General features: G+C 62.4%; 13 protein-coding genes and 1 pseudogene. 11 read left to right on the top strand and 3 right to left on the bottom strand.

Annotated features, from left to right (window positions below; all coding sequences use genetic code 11):
- Positions 1-11: 11 nt before the first annotated feature.
- Both V1288_RS00860 and V1288_RS00855 read right to left on the bottom strand, forming a co-directional pair.
- Positions 12-992, bottom strand: coding sequence for an ABC transporter permease (locus V1288_RS00860; protein ID WP_334355277.1), 981 nt, complete (start codon positions 990-992; stop codon positions 12-14).
- A gap of 104 nt (positions 993-1,096) precedes the next feature.
- The gene (locus V1288_RS00855) at positions 1,097-2,692 is read right to left on the bottom strand and encodes an ABC transporter substrate-binding protein (RefSeq protein WP_334355276.1); all 1,596 of its coding nucleotides are present in this window, start codon (positions 2,690-2,692) and stop codon (positions 1,097-1,099) included.
- A gap of 196 nt (positions 2,693-2,888) precedes the next feature.
- Here V1288_RS00855 and V1288_RS00850 point away from each other — a divergent pair, with 196 nt between their 5' ends.
- The 7 genes and pseudogenes from V1288_RS00850 to V1288_RS00820 all read left to right on the top strand — a co-directional run bounded on the left by V1288_RS00850 (position 2,889) and on the right by V1288_RS00820 (position 12,159).
- Positions 2,889-4,142 carry an NAD(P)/FAD-dependent oxidoreductase gene (locus tag V1288_RS00850; protein ID WP_334355275.1) on the top strand — a complete coding sequence of 418 codons (1,254 nt, stop codon included), beginning with the start codon at positions 2,889-2,891 and terminating at the stop codon, positions 4,140-4,142.
- Positions 4,143-4,240: 98 nt separating this feature from the next.
- Positions 4,241-4,495, top strand: a complete 255-nt coding sequence (locus V1288_RS00845) for a DUF6489 family protein (protein WP_247830213.1) — start codon at positions 4,241-4,243, stop codon at positions 4,493-4,495.
- A gap of 27 nt (positions 4,496-4,522) precedes the next feature.
- Positions 4,523-5,296, top strand: coding sequence for an esterase/lipase family protein (locus tag V1288_RS00840; RefSeq protein WP_334361157.1), 774 nt, complete (start codon positions 4,523-4,525; stop codon positions 5,294-5,296).
- 160 nt (positions 5,297-5,456) lie between these two features.
- Positions 5,457-7,005: pseudogene (locus V1288_RS00835) on the top strand (WS/DGAT/MGAT family O-acyltransferase).
- A gap of 10 nt (positions 7,006-7,015) precedes the next feature.
- The gene (locus V1288_RS00830; RefSeq protein ID WP_334355274.1) at positions 7,016-8,011 is read left to right on the top strand and encodes an alpha/beta fold hydrolase; all 996 of its coding nucleotides are present in this window, start codon (positions 7,016-7,018) and stop codon (positions 8,009-8,011) included.
- Between the two features lie 163 nt (positions 8,012-8,174).
- Positions 8,175-11,411 (top strand): bifunctional cytochrome P450/NADPH--P450 reductase, encoded by a 3,237-nt coding sequence (locus tag V1288_RS00825; protein ID WP_334355273.1) that lies wholly within the window; start codon positions 8,175-8,177, stop codon positions 11,409-11,411.
- Between the two features lie 76 nt (positions 11,412-11,487).
- Positions 11,488-12,159, top strand: a complete 672-nt coding sequence (locus V1288_RS00820) for a spermidine synthase (protein ID WP_334355272.1) — start codon at positions 11,488-11,490, stop codon at positions 12,157-12,159.
- A gap of 170 nt (positions 12,160-12,329) precedes the next feature.
- Here V1288_RS00820 and V1288_RS00815 read toward each other — a convergent pair whose 3' ends face one another.
- Positions 12,330-13,244 (bottom strand): alpha/beta fold hydrolase, encoded by a 915-nt coding sequence (locus V1288_RS00815; RefSeq protein WP_334355271.1) that lies wholly within the window; start codon positions 13,242-13,244, stop codon positions 12,330-12,332.
- Between the two features lie 166 nt (positions 13,245-13,410).
- On the opposite strand from V1288_RS00815, the gene V1288_RS00810 reads away from it, so the two are divergent.
- From V1288_RS00810 to V1288_RS00795, 4 genes are all read left to right on the top strand, one after another.
- Positions 13,411-13,791 carry a hypothetical protein gene (locus tag V1288_RS00810; RefSeq protein ID WP_334355270.1) on the top strand — a complete coding sequence of 127 codons (381 nt, stop codon included), beginning with the start codon at positions 13,411-13,413 and terminating at the stop codon, positions 13,789-13,791.
- Positions 13,788-14,870, top strand: coding sequence for an alpha/beta fold hydrolase (locus V1288_RS00805; RefSeq protein WP_334355269.1), 1,083 nt, complete (start codon positions 13,788-13,790; stop codon positions 14,868-14,870). Before V1288_RS00810 ends, V1288_RS00805 begins: the two co-directional genes overlap by 4 nt.
- Entirely contained in the window at positions 14,867-15,460 is a 594-nt protein-coding gene (locus tag V1288_RS00800; RefSeq protein ID WP_334355268.1) for a GNAT family N-acetyltransferase, read from the top strand. Before V1288_RS00805 ends, V1288_RS00800 begins: the two co-directional genes overlap by 4 nt.
- Before the next feature lie 247 nt (positions 15,461-15,707).
- A complete protein-coding gene (locus V1288_RS00795) occupies positions 15,708-16,184 on the top strand; it encodes a phasin (RefSeq protein ID WP_334355267.1) in 477 nt (158 codons plus the stop codon).
- The last annotated feature ends 18 nt before the right edge of the window (positions 16,185-16,202 follow it).

Raw genomic sequence — 16,202 nt, 5'->3', positions numbered from 1 at the left:
TATGTCTCGCTTCAGGCCGGACGGCTGATGGTCGAGCGCAGGCGCGGATCGACGATGGTGTAGAGGATGTCGACCACCAGATTGATGGTGACGAAGATCAGCGAGACCATCAGCAGGTAGGCGGCCATGATCGGGATATCGACATTTTGCACCGCCTGCACGAACAACAATCCCATACCCGGCCACTGGAAGACGGTCTCGGTAATGATGGCGAAAGCAATTACCGAGCCAAACTGCAGCCCTGCAACGGTGATGACAGGAACCAGCGTGTTCTTCAGCGCGTGGCCGAAATGGATGGCGCGCGTGGTCAGGCCGCGGGCGCGAGCGAAGCGGATGTAATCGGTGCGGAGAACTTCGAGCATTTCGGCGCGCACCAGCCGCATGATCAGGGTCATCTGGAACAGGCCGAGCGTGATCGACGGCATGATCAGCGCCTTCAGCCCGGAAACCGTCAGCAGTCCGGTCGTCCACCAGCCGATCCGCACCACGTCGCCGCGCCCGAAGGAAGGCAGCCAGCCCAGCGTCACCGAGAACAGATAGATCAGGAGTATACCGATCAGGAACGTCGGCAGCGAGATTCCGATCAGCGACACCGCCTGGAAGAATTTCGTGAGAATGGTGTCACGCCGCAGCGCCGAATAGACCCCCATCAGGATGCCGAACACCATGGCGAAAACGGTGGCGCAGGCGGCCAGTTCCAGCGTTGCTGGCATCCGCTCCATCAACAGGTTCGAAACCGGCTGGCGGAATTGATAGGAGACGCCGAACTTGAATTGCGCGGCGTTGGCGAAGTAGCGGGCGAACTGCACCGGCACGGGATCGTCGAGGCCGAGCGACTTGCGCACCGCCTCGCGCTCGGCGGCAGGCGTATCCAATGAGACGATCTGGTTGACCGGGTCGCCGGCGAAGCGGAACATCGAGAACGCGATGACGCCGACCGCGATCATGACGCCGATGGCCTGAATAGCGCGGCGAAGAGTGAAAGCGAGCATGTATTCCTTTCACTGCTCTTTCGGTACGGCGGCGGACGTCGCTGTCGCCTGAAAGCGAAAAGTCCCGGAAGTGCCAAGCCGCCGGGACCTGTGTTGCAGCCTGGCTAGTCCTGTTTGGTCGCCCAGTACAGCAGGACCTGGTTGTCGGCGCGCTGGCTCAGCTTCACCTTCTTCGATACGCCCCACGCCAGCGCCTGCTGGTGCAGCGGGATATATCCAAAGTCCTTGGCGCCGATTTCGTACGCTTGCTTGATCAGAAGATCGCGCTTGGCCATGTCGGATTCCTGCAGCACCTTGTCGGTGAGTTCGTCGAGCTTCTTGTTGCAGTAGCCGCCCAGATTGGCTTCGCCGCGCGCCGATTTCGGGTCGTCGCGGCAACCCATAATGTCGAACAGCACGTTATGGGAGTCGAGTGTGCCGGGTGTCCAGCCGAGCAGGAAGAAGGAGGTCTGGTAGCCACCGGGCTTCAGCACCTTGGCGAAATACTGCGCCTTGGGCTGGGCCAAGAGCGTCACCTTGACGCCGATACGGGCGAGCATGCCGACGACAGCCTGACAGATCGCCGCGTCGTTGACGTAGCGATCATTCGGGCAGTCCATCGTGACTTCGAAACCGTCAGGGTAGCCGGCTTCGGCCAAAAGTTTCTTGGCGCCGTCGGGATCGAATTTCGGGCGGGTGAAGTCACCGGACAGCTTGAAAAGTTGCGGCGCGATCATCAGCGCCGAGGGCGTCGACAGCCCACGCATGACGCGGGTCTTGATCAGTTCGACGTCGATGGCCTTGAAGAAGGCCTCGCGCACCTTGATGTCCTTGAACGGGTTCTTGCCCTTGACGTTGGAATAGAGCAGTTCGTCGCGCACCTGATCCATGCCGAGGAAGATGGTGCGAAGTTCCGGTCCCTTCAGCACCTGGGCGTTCGCGCTGGAATCAACGCGCGTAATATCCTGGATCGGAACCGGCTCGATGACGTCGACTTCGCCCGACAGCAATGCGGCGACGCGCGTGGCGTCCGAGCCGATCGGCGTGAAGATGATTTCCTTGAGATTATGCTCTGGCTTGCGCCACCAGTTTGGATTGGCCTTGTACACGGTCTTGACGCCGGGCTGATGGCTCTCGACGCTGAAGGCGCCGGTGCCGTTGGCGTTGAGCGAGGCAAAGCTCGGCGTCGTCGCCGCGGCGGGCGTCGGGTCGACCGAATTGTTCGCCTCGGCCCATTTCTTGCTCATGATGTACCAGGTATCCCATTGCGAATTGAGAATGGGATTAGGCGAGGTCAGAACGAAGTCCACCGTGTAGTCGTCAACCTTGACGACCTTGGCGTCGGTCGGAATGCGGGTCTGCAGGTTCGAGCCTTTTTTACGAACGCGATCCGCCGAGAAAACCACGTCGTCGGCAGTGAAGGGGTCGCCGTTCTGGAATTTCACACCCTTGCGCAAATGGAAGCGCCAGCGGGTCGGCTCCGGAATTTCCCAGCTTTCCGCTAGCGCCGGGATGATCTTCAGGTCCCTGTCGCGCGCCACCAGGCCTTCGAAGACATGTCCGAGATGGGCATGGGTGGTGCTCTCGTTAAGCGTGTACGGGTCGAGCGATTTGAGATCGCCTTGGTTGGCGTAGCGCAGGGTCTGGGCCGATGCCGGCGCCATTGCCAGGGCGAGGATCGAAGCCGTGGCCGCTGCAAGCAAACTCTGACGTACCGACATTGTTGGATTTCCCCACTCTGATCAGCAACTTCCGCAAGTCACGCCGGATATTGCCGAGCCATGTTGCCAGAGTCCAGCCACCGCGCAAGCATCATTATCCCGCACCGCGTGCCGGTTTGCGCGGCGGTGCAGTATTGACTAGTTTCACCATAAGCCGTGCGCGCAAGCACGTTACATTGAACTTTCGGAGTGCCAGATGGCGGAACTGAAGGCCGACGTGCTCGTCCTGGGTGCGGGCATGGTCGGTGTGAGCGCCGCTTTGCACCTGCAGAAGCGCGGCCGGAACGTGGTTCTGATCGACCGGCACGAGGTTGCCGGCGAAGAAACCAGTCACGGCAATGGCGGATTGATAGAATGCGCCTCTGTCTTTCCCTACATGTTTCCACGGGACCTGGGTCAGATCCTGCGTTACGCGTTGCTTCGCGCGCCGCAGGTGCGTTACCATTTCAGGGATTTGCCAGCCTTCCTGCCGTGGCTGGTGCGCTATTTCCTCGCCTCGTCGCCGGAGCGTGCACTGCACAGCGCGATGGCGGAATTGCCGCTGATCCAGCGCAGCCTGATCGAGCATGAGGCGCTGATTGCGGAAGCAGGCGTGCCGGATCTGCTGCGGCGGAGCGGCTGGATCAAGCTGTTTCGCTCCGAGGCGACGCTTGCAGGCGCGGTGGGGGAGCTGGAGCGTGCCAAGCAGTATGGGGTCGCGGGCGAAATCCTGGACAGGGCGGCGATCATGGCCCGCGAGCCGCATCTAACCGGCGATTTCAGCGGTGCAATCCATTTTCCGGCGCCGGGATTTGTGCCGGATCCCGGCGGCCTGGCCAAAGCCTACTCAGCGCTGTTCGGCCGCAAGGGCGGGCGATATCTTGTCGGTGACGCACGAACGCTCGAACAATCCGGCGGTCGGTGGCGGGTGGCGACGCTGGAAGGCACGATCACCGCGCGCGAGGTCGTGGTGGCGATGGGACCGTGGTCCGATCAGATTTTTGCGCCGCTCGGCTATTCGATCCCGCTTCAGGTCAAGCGTGGTTACCATTTGCACCTCAAGCCGCGCGGCAATGCGGTTTTGAACCACCCCGTGCTGGACACCGATCTCGGCTATCTGCTGGCGCCCATGAACCGCGGCATTCGTCTCACCACGGGCGCCGAGTTCGCCCACCGTGATGCGCCGCCCACGCCGGTTCAGGTCGAGCGGGCGCTGCCGCGGGCGCATAAATTGTTCCCGCTGGGGGCGCCGGTCGACGCCGTGCCGTGGAAGGGCGCGCGCCCCTGTCTGCCCGATATGCTGCCGGTCATCGGCAAGGCCCCCCGCCATGGCGGCCTATGGTTCGATTTCGGCCACCAGCACCACGGCCTGACGCTCGGACCTGCAACCGGCCGCCTGCTGGCCGAAATGATGACCGGCGAGACCCCGTTTGCCGATACAAGGCCTTTTGCCGTCGAACGTTTTGGTTGACCATATCGGACGATTGAGGGGGATAAGGCAGCGGTCTTGTCCTTGCGTGACGGAGGTCATCGTGGCGATACTGCAGCAAGCCAGCAAAAGGAGCGGTCATGAAAGTTAACGTCGAAATCGATTGCACGCCGCTGGAAGCCAGACAGTTTTTCGGATTGCCCGACGTCTCGCCGATGCAGACCGCCGTGATGGACAAGATGCAGCAGCAGGTGATGGCCAATATCGAAAAGGTTTCTCCGGAATCGCTGATCCAGAGCTGGTTCACGTTCGATCCCAAGATCGCCGAGCGGTTTCAGGATATGTTCGTGACCATGGCCGGCCTCGGCGGCATGGGCCAGAAGGACAAAAAGTAAGTGGCCGTCGCGGAGGGCGAGGCAGCAATGGGCGAGCAAAGGCTGCGGCCGCCGAGCCTGTTTCTGATGCTCGCCGAAGCGAGGGCATTGTTCGAGCTGAATTCGAGCTTGCTGTTGTCGCCACTATTGTTGCGCGCGCCGAAGGGCGACGGGCATCCGGTGCTGGCGCTGCCAGGCTTTCTCGCCAGCGATCTGTCGATGGCGCCGATGCGGCGCTATCTGAAAGAACTCGGCTACGATACCCATGCGTGGAGCATGGGCCGCAATTTCGGCGGCGTCGCTTCCAAGCGCGGAGCATTGCGCGACCTTCTGCGGCGCATTCACGATGAGACCGGCCGCAAGGTCAGTCTGGTCGGCTGGAGTCTCGGCGGCGTCTATGCGCGCGATCTGGCATTGCAGATGCCGGACATGGTGCGCTCGGTGATTACGCTCGGCAGTCCATTTGCCAACGATATCCGCGCGACCAACGCCACGCGACTCTATGAGGCGCTGTCGGGGGAGGCGGTCGACGACAATCTGGAAATCCGGGAGGCGATCGCCGGTGACCTGCCGGTGCCGGCAACCTCGATCTATTCCCGTACCGACGGCATCGTGAACTGGCACACGAGCCTGTTGCGGCCCTCCGAGACCGCCGAAAACATCGAGGTGCACTTCGCCAGCCATATCGGACTCGGCGTCAACCCCGCAGCATTATGGGCGGTGGCCGACCGGCTGGCGCAGCCCGAGGGCGAATTCAAGCATTTTGACCGATCAGGACCATTTGCCATTGCCTACGGCCCCCCTGAAAATGCACAATCCTGAGCCCAACGTCCTGAGCTTAAGGGCATGACCCCGAAAGATCCCGCCCTGCAATTGATGCGGGATGGTGAGAGGTTTTCGGATATGCTCCAATAATAAAGACATTCTAGACGCCAGAAGCGCCGCCAAGGCGCCGCGTTTTCTACTGCGGGAGGAAAATAACATGGCGGACGCCAAGAAGCTGTCTTCGATGGACGCGTCGTTTCTGTATCTGGAAACGCCGGAGATGCCGATGCATGTCGGCAGCATGGCGATCTTCCGCCTGCCCGAGAATTACAACGGCAACTTCTTCGAGGATTTCAAGGCGATGATCGCCTCGCGGCTGCACATTGCGCCGATCCTCAAAGCGCGCCTGGAAAAGGCGCCGCTCGACATCGATCATCCGTCCTGGGTCGAGGACGACCAGTTCGACATCGATCGTCACATCTTCCGCGGCAGCCTTCCGGCGCCATACGACCGCGCCACGCTCGAGCGAATCGTCGGCTGGATGCATGCCAAGCTCCTCAACCGCGCCCGGCCGCTCTGGGAGTTCTATGTCTTCGAGGGCATGAAGGACAACGAGATCGGGCTCTATTCCAAGATGCATCACGCCTGCATCGACGGCGGTGCAGGTGCTGCGCTGACCAACATGATCTACGACGTCACCCCCGTGCCGCGCGTGGTCGAGAAACCGGTTCCGCAGGCGAAGGGCGGCAACGAGCCGCGCGATATCGCCGCCAACCTGATCGATTCCTACCAGCAGCTCTGGCGCCAGCCGTTCGATGGCTCCTCGACACCAAAGAGCCTTGATCTGCCGCGCTCGGGCAAGAGCGATCTCGGATCGATCCTGTTCGACAACGCCATGTTCCAGATCGAGAGCGCGGTGAAGTTCGCCGGCAGCATTCCGGCGATGCTCAAGAGCGTCTCGGATGTGGTCGGCAAGATCTCCGATCCGAAGTCGCGCGATAGTATCGCCAGCATGGTCTCGCCGCCGACCATTTTGAACAAGGCGATTTCGTCCGAGCGCAGTTTTGCCGGCACCTCGATTTCGCTGTCGCGGGCCAAGGCGGTCGCCAAGCAATCCGGCGGCAAGCTCAACGACGTGGTGCTGGCGCTCTCCTCCGGCGTGGTGCGGCGCTATCTCTTGGAGCGCGGCGCCTTGCCGGCCAAGTCGATGACAGCGGCGGTGCCGATCTCGCTGCGCGAGGAGGGCAACACCGAGGCCAACAACCAGGTGTTCGGCATGATCTGCTCGATCGCCACCAATATCGAGGATCCGAAGGAACGGCTGGAAGCGATCATCGCGCAATCCACCAAATCGAAGGAGATGTCGCATCCGCTGCGGGCCTTCATGCCGCAGGTCTCGAACGTCTCAATGCTGGGAGCGCCGATTCTGGTGCAGATTATGGCGCTGCTCTACAGCCGCTCGGACCTGTCGAACGTGTTGCCGCCATCGGCCAACATCACGGTGTCCAATGTGCCCGGACCGCGGCAGACGCTTTATGCCGCGGGCGCGGAATTGCTGCACATCTTCCCGGTGTCGATCTCGACCCACGGAATTGCGCTCAACATTACCGTGCAGAGCTACCGCGACCAAGCTCGATTTCGGCTTCATCGCCGGCGCCAACATCATTCCCCATGTCCAGGTCATGTGCGACATGCTGCCGGTAGAGTTTGAGGCGCTGGAGGCAGCGTTCGCGCCGCCGCCGAGCATGACCAGCGCGGCTGAATAGGGGTCTGGTGATGATTGAAATGCCACCGCTGCAGTTCGCCCAGGTGAACGGCATTCGCATGGGCTATTACGAGGCGGGGCCCAAGTCCGACGCGCCGCCGCTCATTCTCTGCCACGGTTGGCCGGAGCTCGCGTTTTCCTGGCGTCACCAGATCAAGGCCTTGAGCGAGGCCGGCATCCGGGTAATCGCGCCGGACCAGCGCGGCTATGGCGCGACCGATCGACCGGAGCCGGTCGAGGCCTACGACATGGAGCATCTGACCGGCGACCTCGTCGGGCTGCTCGATCACCTCAAGATCGACAAGGCGATCTTCGTCGGCCACGACTGGGGCGGCTTCATCGTCTGGCAGATGCCGCTGCGCCACATCAACCGCGTCGCCGGCGTGATCGGGGTCAACACGCCGCATTACGATCGCCTGCCGGCCGACCCGATCGAGCTGTTTCGAAAGCGGTTCGGCGACAAGATGTACATTGTGCAATTTCAGGACCCTGGCCGCGAGCCAGACAGGATTTTCGCAAGCCGCGTCGAGCAAACCTTTGATGCGTTCATGCGCAAGCCGGTGGCGCGCCCCGAAGGTACGCCGGAGGAACAGCCGATTGCCGGCGTCGGCGCGTCGCCGCGGCTCAATCTGGCGTTTCCGCAGATGATCGCGAATTACGATGCCAAGCACGATCCGCGCACGCCGATCCTGTCGCCGGAGGAAAAGAAGGTCTTCGTCGATACTTTCACCAGGACCGGCTTCACCGGCGGCATCAACTGGTACCGCAATTTTTCGCGCAACTGGCGACGCTCCGAAGGACTCGACCATACGGTGCACGTGCCGTCGCTGATGATCATGGCCGAGAATGATGCGGTACTGCCGCCATCGTCCGCGGACGGAATGGAGAAGCTCGTGCCGGATCTCGAGAAGTATCTTGTACGCGACAGCGGCCATTGGACGCAGCAGGAAAAGCCGGACGAGGTCAGCGCCAAGCTGATCGAATGGCGTAAGCGACGATTCGGATAGACGTCATCCTGAGGGGCGCGCCGCGTTCGGCGCGCCTCGAAGGATGAGAGGTAGTGGTGCAAATGGGCATCCTTCGAGACGCGCGCTGAGGCGCGCTCCTCCGGCAATAGCGGCGAAGCCGTTATGCAGGGATGACGGCAGCGGAGCAGGAGATACTTCGACAATGGCGTCCCCCAATAAACTTAGTCCAATCCCGCATCCGCCGAAAAAGCCTGTCGTCGGCAATATGCTGTCGCTGGATCCCAATGCGCCGGTGCAGCATCTGGTGCGACTCACCAAGGAACTGGGGCCGATCTTCTGGCTGGACATGATGGGTGCGCCGCTCGTTATTGTTGGCGGCCACGATCTCATCGACGAACTCTCGGACGAGAAGCGTTTCGACAAGGCGGTGCGCGGCTCGCTGCGACGGGTTCGCGCCGTTGGCGGCGACGGCTTGTTCACCGCCGACACGTCAGAGCCGAACTGGAGCAAGGCGCACAACATCCTGCTGCAGCCGTTCGGCAACCGCGCCATGCAATCCTATCACCCGAGCATGGTCGACATTGCCGATCAGCTCGTGAAGAAATGGGAGCGGCTCAACGCCGACGAGGAGATCGACGTCGTCCACGACATGACGGCGCTGACGCTCGACACTATTGGTCTCTGCGGCTTCGATTACCGCTTCAATTCGTTCTACCGCCGCGACTATCACCCGTTCGTCGAATCGCTGGTACGCTCGCTCGAGACCATCATGATGACCCGCGGCCTGCCGCTGGAAAATCTTTGGATGCAGAAGCGGCGCAAGACGCTGGCCGAAGACGTCATGTTCATGAACAGGATGGTCGACGAGATCATCGCCGAGCGCCGCAGCAATGCGGAAGCCACTGATGCCAAGAAGGACATGCTCGGCGCCATGATGACCGGTGTCGACCGTACCACTGGCGAGCAGCTCGACGACGTCAACATCCGTTACCAGATCAACACATTCCTGATCGCGGGCCACGAGACCACCAGCGGGCTCTTGTCGTGCACGATCTATGCGCTGCTCAAGCATCCGGAAGTGCTCAAGAAGGCGTATGAAGAGGTCGACCGGGTGCTCGGGCCCGATATCGACGCAAGGCCGACCTATCAGCAGGTCACGCAGCTCACCTACATCACGCAGATTTTGAAGGAGGCGCTGCGGCTGTGGCCGCCGGCGCCCGCCTACGGCATCGCGCCGCTTCAGGACGAGACCATCGGCGGCAAGTACAGACTGAAGAAGAACACCTTCGTCACGGTGCTGGTGATGGCGCTGCATCGTGATCCCAGCGTCTGGGGTCCGAACCCGGACGCGTTCGATCCCGAGAATTTCAGCCGCGAGGCCGAGGCCAAGCGGCCGCTCAACGCCTGGAAGCCTTTCGGCAACGGCCAGCGCGCCTGCATCGGCCGCGGTTTTGCGATGCACGAGGCGGCGCTGGCGATCGGCATGATCCTGCAGCGCTTCAAGCTGCTCGATGTGCACCGCTACCAAATGCACCTGAAGGAAACGCTGACGATCAAGCCCGACGGCTTCAAGATCAAGGTGCGGCCGCGCGCCGACAAGGATCGCGGCGCCTTCGCCGGCCCTGCTGCGGTGGCGGCAGCCGCTTCGAACGCGGCGGTGCCGCAGGCGCGGACCCGTCCGGGCCACAACACGCCGCTATTGGTGCTCTACGGCTCTAACCTCGGCACCGCGGAAGAACTGGCAACGCGGGTCGCCGATCTCGCCGAGGTCAACGGCTTCGCGACCAGGCTCGGCGCGCTCGACGATTATGTCGGCAAGCTGCCGGAAGAGGGCGGGCTCCTGATCTTCTGCGCTTCGTACAATGGCGCGGCGCCCGACAACGCCACGCAATTCGTCAAATGGCTGGACGGCGGGCTGCCGAAGGATGCGCTCGCCAAGGTACGTTACGCCGTGTTCGGCTGCGGCAACAGCGACTGGGCGGCGACCTATCAATCCGTGCCGCGCATGATCGACGAACAGTTGGCGGCGCATGGCGCGCGTAGCCTATACGCCCGCGGCGAGGGCGACGCCCGCAGCGATCTCGACGGCCAGTTCGAGAAATGGTTCGCGAAGGCGGCGCCCGCGGCGATGAAGGAACTGGGCGTCGATTCCGGCTTCGCCCGCAGCGCCGACGACGCCCCGCTTTATTCGATCGAACCGGTGGCGCCGTCCGCCGTCAACATACTCGTTGCGCAGGGTGGCGTCGCGCCGATGAAGGTGCTGGTCAATTCCGAGCTGCAGAACAAGACGGGCGCCAATGGTTCCGACCGGTCGACCCGCCATGTCGAGGTGCAACTGCCGCCGGGTACTACTTACCGCGTCGGCGACCATCTCAGCGTCGTGCCGCGCAATGATCCGGCGCTGGTCGATTCCGTCGCGCGCCGCTTTGGCTTCCTGCCGGCCGACCAGATCCGGCTGCAGGTCGCGGAAGGCCGCCGCGCACAATTGCCGGTGGGTGATGCCGTCTCGGTCGGCCGCTTGCTGACCGAGTTCGTGGAGCTGCAGCAGGTCGCGACCCGCAAGCAGATCCAGATCATGTCGGAACACACGCGCTGTCCCGTCACCAAGCCAAAACTGCTCGCCTATACCGGCGACGATGACGCTTCCGCGGAGCGTTACCGCTCGGACGTGCTGGCCCGGCGCAAATCGGTATTCGATCTGCTGGAGGAGCATCCGGCCTGCGAATTGCCGTTCCACGCCTATCTGGAAATGCTGTCGCTGCTGGCGCCGCGCTACTATTCGATCTCGTCGTCGCCGTCTGGCGATCCCGCGCGCTGCAGCGTCACCGTCGGGGTGGTGGAAGCGCCCGCCAGCTCGGGCCGCGGCGTCTACAAGGGCGTCTGCTCGAACTATCTTGCCGGCCGCCGCGTCGGCGACAACGTGCATGCGACGGTACGCGAGACCAAGGCCGGCTTCCGCCTGCCGGACGATGCGGCCCAACCCGTGATCATGATCGGCCCCGGCACGGGGCTGGCACCCTTCCGCGGCTTCCTGCAGGAACGCGCACATCGCAAGGCGCAAGGCGCGAAGCTTGGCCCCGCGATGCTGTTCTTCGGCTGCCGGCACCCCGAACAGGATTTTCTCTATGCGCAAGAGCTGAAAGGCTTCGCCGCCGACGGCATCGCCGAGCTGCACACCGCATTCTCTCGCGCCGACGGGCCGAAGACCTATGTGCAGCATCAGGTGGCGGCGCAGAAGGACCGCGTCTGGAGCCTGATCGAGCAGGGCGCAATCGTCTATGTCTGCGGTGACGGCGGCAAGATGGAGCCGGACGTCAAGGCCGCGCTGGTTGCGATCTATCGCGAAAAGTCAGGTGCGGACGCCGACGCCGGGCTGCGCTGGATCGACGATCTCGGCACCAAGAACCGCTACGTGCTTGATGTGTGGGCTGGCGGGTAACGCCTATCCGTCGTCCCCGCGAACGCGTGCGAACGCAGGGACGACGACCATTGAGACAGCATGCTAAAAGCCATCGATGATTCCCTGGGAAAAGATCGACACCGCCCGTATTCCCGGCACCGACGATGAACTCCGCCTGATGCGCCGCGGCAAGGAGTTCTCCATCATGCTCGGCACCAACGAGCTGATGAACAGCCGTCTGTCAGGTTCTGAGGCTGCGCTTGCCACGCTTGCGGCAAAGAAGATTGACGTCACAGACCCCCGCGTACTGATCGGCGGATTAGGCATGGGCTTTACGTTGCGCGCGGCGCTTGGCGCGTTCGGAAGCAAAGCGCAGATCGTGCAAGTCGAACTGGTCCCCGCTGTCGTTGCATGGGCACGCGGCCCGATGGCGGAAATTTTTGGGGACAGCCTCGGCGATCCCCGCGTGAACATTCGGGAGGGGGATGTCGCCGAAATCATCCGGTCGCATCGCGGAGCCTTCGATGCCGTTCTCCTCGACGTCGATAACGGGCCGGAAGGGCTGACCCGCAAGGCCAATGATGCGCTCTACAGTTTAACTGGATTGAAAGCGGCGCAGACGGCGCTGCGGCCCGGCGGCGTGCTGGCTGTCTGGTCGTCCGGACCCAATCCAGCGTTCGCAAAGCGTCTTCGTGGTGCAAACTTCGACGTCAACGAAGTCAACGTCCGCGCCACCGGAAGGGGTGGCGGTGCGCGTCACGTCATCTGGATCGCCACGAAGAGTTAAGTTGCGTGGTGATAACTCTCGCCGTCGTCCCTGCCTAGTGCGCAATTGCGCACGGGAGCAGGGACCCATACGCCGCGGCAGGACTGATGAAGCGCGGTGGTTGACGCCTTGCTTAACTCACGGCGGCCTGTGGCTATGGGTTCCTGCTTTCGCAGGAACGACGAGAGAGGTTAGGCCGCCTTCGCCGCCGCGCGATGCGCGTGCTCGTCGATCGCGCCGATAATCTGCGGCCACATCGGGATCGGCAGTGCGTGGCCCATGCCTTCGATCATCAGTAGCTTTGCGCCGGGAATCGACGCTGCGGTGTCTTTGCCGCCTTCGGGACGCACCAGCGGATCGACCGTGCCGTGAATGACGAGTGTCGGCACCTTCACTTGAGCCAGCCGTTCCTTGCGGCTGCCGGAAGCCAACACCGCCCGCAACTGCCGGCCGACACCGGCTGGATTGAGGCCGCGCTCGTACGTGCGCGCGGCGCGCGCAGGATCGAGTGCCTCATCTTCAGGAAACGAGCCGACGCGCAGCACTTTCCAGGTCTTGGCGAACCGCTCGAAATATTCCTCCTTCGTTCGCGGCGGCGGTGCCATCAGCACTGCGGCGGCTTCGCGCGTCGGCGGCGGTATTTTGGGATTGCCCGTCGTCGACATGATCGAGGTCAGCGAACGCACCCGCTGCGGAAACGACAGCGCGATTTCCTGGGCAATCATGCCGCCCATCGAGGCGCCGACCAGATGTGCCGACTTGATGCCGAGCACATCCATCAGGCCGACCGTGTCCTTGGCCATGTCGATCAATTTATAGGTTGCCGCGACCGGAATCTTCAGGAACCGCAGCTTCAGCAGTTCGAACGGCGTCAGCCGCTTGCCGCCGGAAAGATGGGAGGACTTGCCGATGTCGCGGTTGTCGAAGCGGACGACACGAAAGCCGCGCGCTGCGAGCTGGCGGCAGAAATCGTCATCCCAATGGATCATCTGGGCGCCGAGCCCCATGATCAGCACCAGCGGTTCCGCGGCCGGATCGCCGAAAATCTCGTAGCAAATGTCGATGCCGTTGGCGCGAGCAATCTGTGGCGGCTGATGGGCGAGCATCGCGTGTGTCTTCCCTTAGGTGACCTGAGCTTTGAGTAACTATGGCATGGTTTCCCGCACCGCAGAAGACTTCGCAGTGGTTGACCGCCCCGCCGCAACGGTGTGGTATGGGGTCAACACAAGCGAAGCGTGGCAAGCGCTCGTAACCTTTCGGGAGAGGGCGCCTATGGCCGACAAAGGCAACGATCCTGCCGTGATCTGGCAGACCATGATCGGGGAAATGGAGAAAGGCTTCAACTCCTTCGCCAATCAGGCGATGACGTCGCCGGAATTCTCCAAGGTGATGAACCAGGTCGGCGGCGTGACGGCGGGCGCGCAGAAGCAGCTCGGCGAGCTGATGGAGAAATACCTGCTGGCGATGAACCTGCCGAGCCGGGCGCAGATGGTCGGCATGGCCGAGCGGCTGCAGTCGATCGAGGGCCAGCTCAACGAGATCAAGGCGCTGCTGCATCAGGTGCACCATAACTCGCTGTCGCCGGAGAGCGGCCATGGCACGCCGCGACCGCCGCGCACCAAGCGTCCGCCATCGGAGGGAGAGCAGAAATGAACGCTCCCGCGGGTGTCGATTTCGCCTCGATCTCGGAGCGGGTCCAGTCCGAGGTGCAGCGCGCGATCCAGCGCAGCATCAAGGGGGTCGAATATTTTTCCTCGTCCGGCCCGTCGCTCGGCTCGACGCCAAAGGACATCCTGGCCGCCCGCGGCACCATGAACCTCTATCACTACCGGCCGATCGCGGACGAAATCTATCGCGTGCCGATCCTGATCGTGATGGCCACCACCAACCGCGGCTACATCCTCGACATGGTGCCTGGCCAAAGCTTCATCGAGTTTCTCTTAAAGAGCGGCTACGACGTCTACATGCTGGACTGGACCGCGCCGAAGCCGGAGGAAAAATCCCTGCGGATGGAGGACTACGTCCTCGACTTCATCCCCGATTGCGTCCGCCGCGTGCAGCAGGATTCCGGCGAGCACGACGTCACCGTGATCGGCTATTGCTTCGGCGGCGTGCTGTCGCTGCTGTACGGCTCGATTTTCAACGACGGGCCGATGAAGAATTTGATCTGTTTCACCACGCCGATCGATTTTCGCGAGATGAAGCTGTTTCAGAATTTTTCGGACCGCCGCTATTTCGATGTCGACAAGCTGGTCGACAGCGTCGGCAACGTGCCGCCGGAAATGATCCTGTCCTCGTTCGAGATGCTGCGGCCGGCCTCGCGCACCGTCAGCCAGGTGCAATTGTGGGAGAACATCTGGAACGACGAATATGTCAAAGCTTACCGGATGATGGACCGCTGGGGCACGGATACCTTGCCGCTGGCCGGCGAATACTTTCGCACCATTACCAAGGACCTGATGTGGGACAACAAGCTCTACAACGACACCATGTCGGTCGGCGGGCGGGCGGCGGATATTTCCAAGATCAAAGTGCCGATCCTGCATGCGGTCGCCGAGCACGATCACATCGTGCCCTACGACGCGGCGAAACACCTGATCACCAAGGTCGGCTCGACGGACAAGGAAGAGGTGATGCTGAAGGGCGGTCACGTCAGCCTTGTCGCCGGCGCCAATGCCATCAAGCGGCTGTGGCCGAAACTGGACTCCTGGCTAGGTAAGAGATCAACATGAGCGAAACACGTTCCTATCCGCGCCACGTCAAGACCGACGCCGGCGACATCGAATTCCGCATGATGGCGCGTGCCGACGAGCCCGCCGTGCTGGCGTTCGCGCAAAAACTTCCGACGCATGATTTGCTGTTCCTGCCGCGCAATATCAGCCAGCCCAAAGTGCTGTCGGCCTGGGTCAACGAGATCGAGCGCGGCGCCATCGTCAGCCTGCTGGCGGTGAAAAACGGGACGGTGGTCGGCTGCGGCACGCTGGTGCGCGATCCCCATTCGTGGTCGCCCCATGTCGGCGAGATCCGGATGGTGGTGTCGCTGGACGTCCGTGGGCACGGGGTTGGCCGGGCGCTGTCCCAGGAGACCTTCGCGCTCGCCTTGGGCGCCGGCCTGGAAAAGCTGTCGGTGCAGATGACGGTCGATCAGCAGGCGGCGATCACGCTGTTCGAAAGCCTTGGCTTCAAGGCCGAGGCCCTGCTGCGGGACCACGTCCGGGACGTCGACGGCAAGAAGCACGACATCGTCGTGCTCGGACACAATGTGGCGCAGGTTCGGGCACAGTTGGAAGCCTACGGGTTGCCAGGGGCGGTCCAGCACTAGCCAGATACAAAATCGCGAAAACAACCCCATGCAAAGTAAATGGGGCCGGCTCCGGCATTAGCCTAAAGTGGAACTTTTGCCGGTTCTCTGGGCGAACCGCTTATCCATCAGGCTCTTCACGAATTCGTGATATCGCGCTGCAACATTGATGTTGCGCCGCACCATTAACTATGGCACAACACTCGTGCCCCGGGCCAATCCGGACGGGGTGAGCCCATAGCTCAAACCTGAGGATGGAGAGACCCCCATGACCACCGAAACCAATTCCGTGCTGAATACCGCCAAGGAAGCCTTCGCGCCCGTCACCGAGGCGTTCACCAAGCTCCAGAACCTGGAAGTTCCGGAAGCTGCCCGTGAGTTCGTGAAGAAGCAGGCCGAGACCGCCAAGGTTCGCGCCGCCGACATGCATGCCGGTTCCGAGAAGGTTACTGCTGCCATCGAGACCGCCGTTGCCGGTTCGGTTTCCGAGGCCGCCAAGATCAGCCGCAACATCCAGCAGGCGTTCTACCAGGACGCGGAAGCGTTCTTCGCCGGCATCGACAAGCTCGCGTCGGCCACGTCGCTGAGCGAAGCCGCCCAGATCCAGTCGGACCTGGTCCGTGCGCGTGGCGAAGTGCTCGTATCGCGGGCGAAGGCCAGCACCGAATATCTCGGCAAGCTCGTCACCGAGGGTGCCAAGAACGCGCAGGACAACTTCGCCAAGGTCTACTCCAAGACCGCCTGATCGCGATCCGCCTGACAA

It is taken from the genome of Bradyrhizobium sp. AZCC 2176 (genome assembly GCF_036924645.1).
Lineage (GTDB): Bacteria > Pseudomonadota > Alphaproteobacteria > Rhizobiales > Xanthobacteraceae > Bradyrhizobium.
Note: the sequence above shows the minus strand (reverse complement) of the source record. Positions and strands in the feature narration are given on the sequence as shown.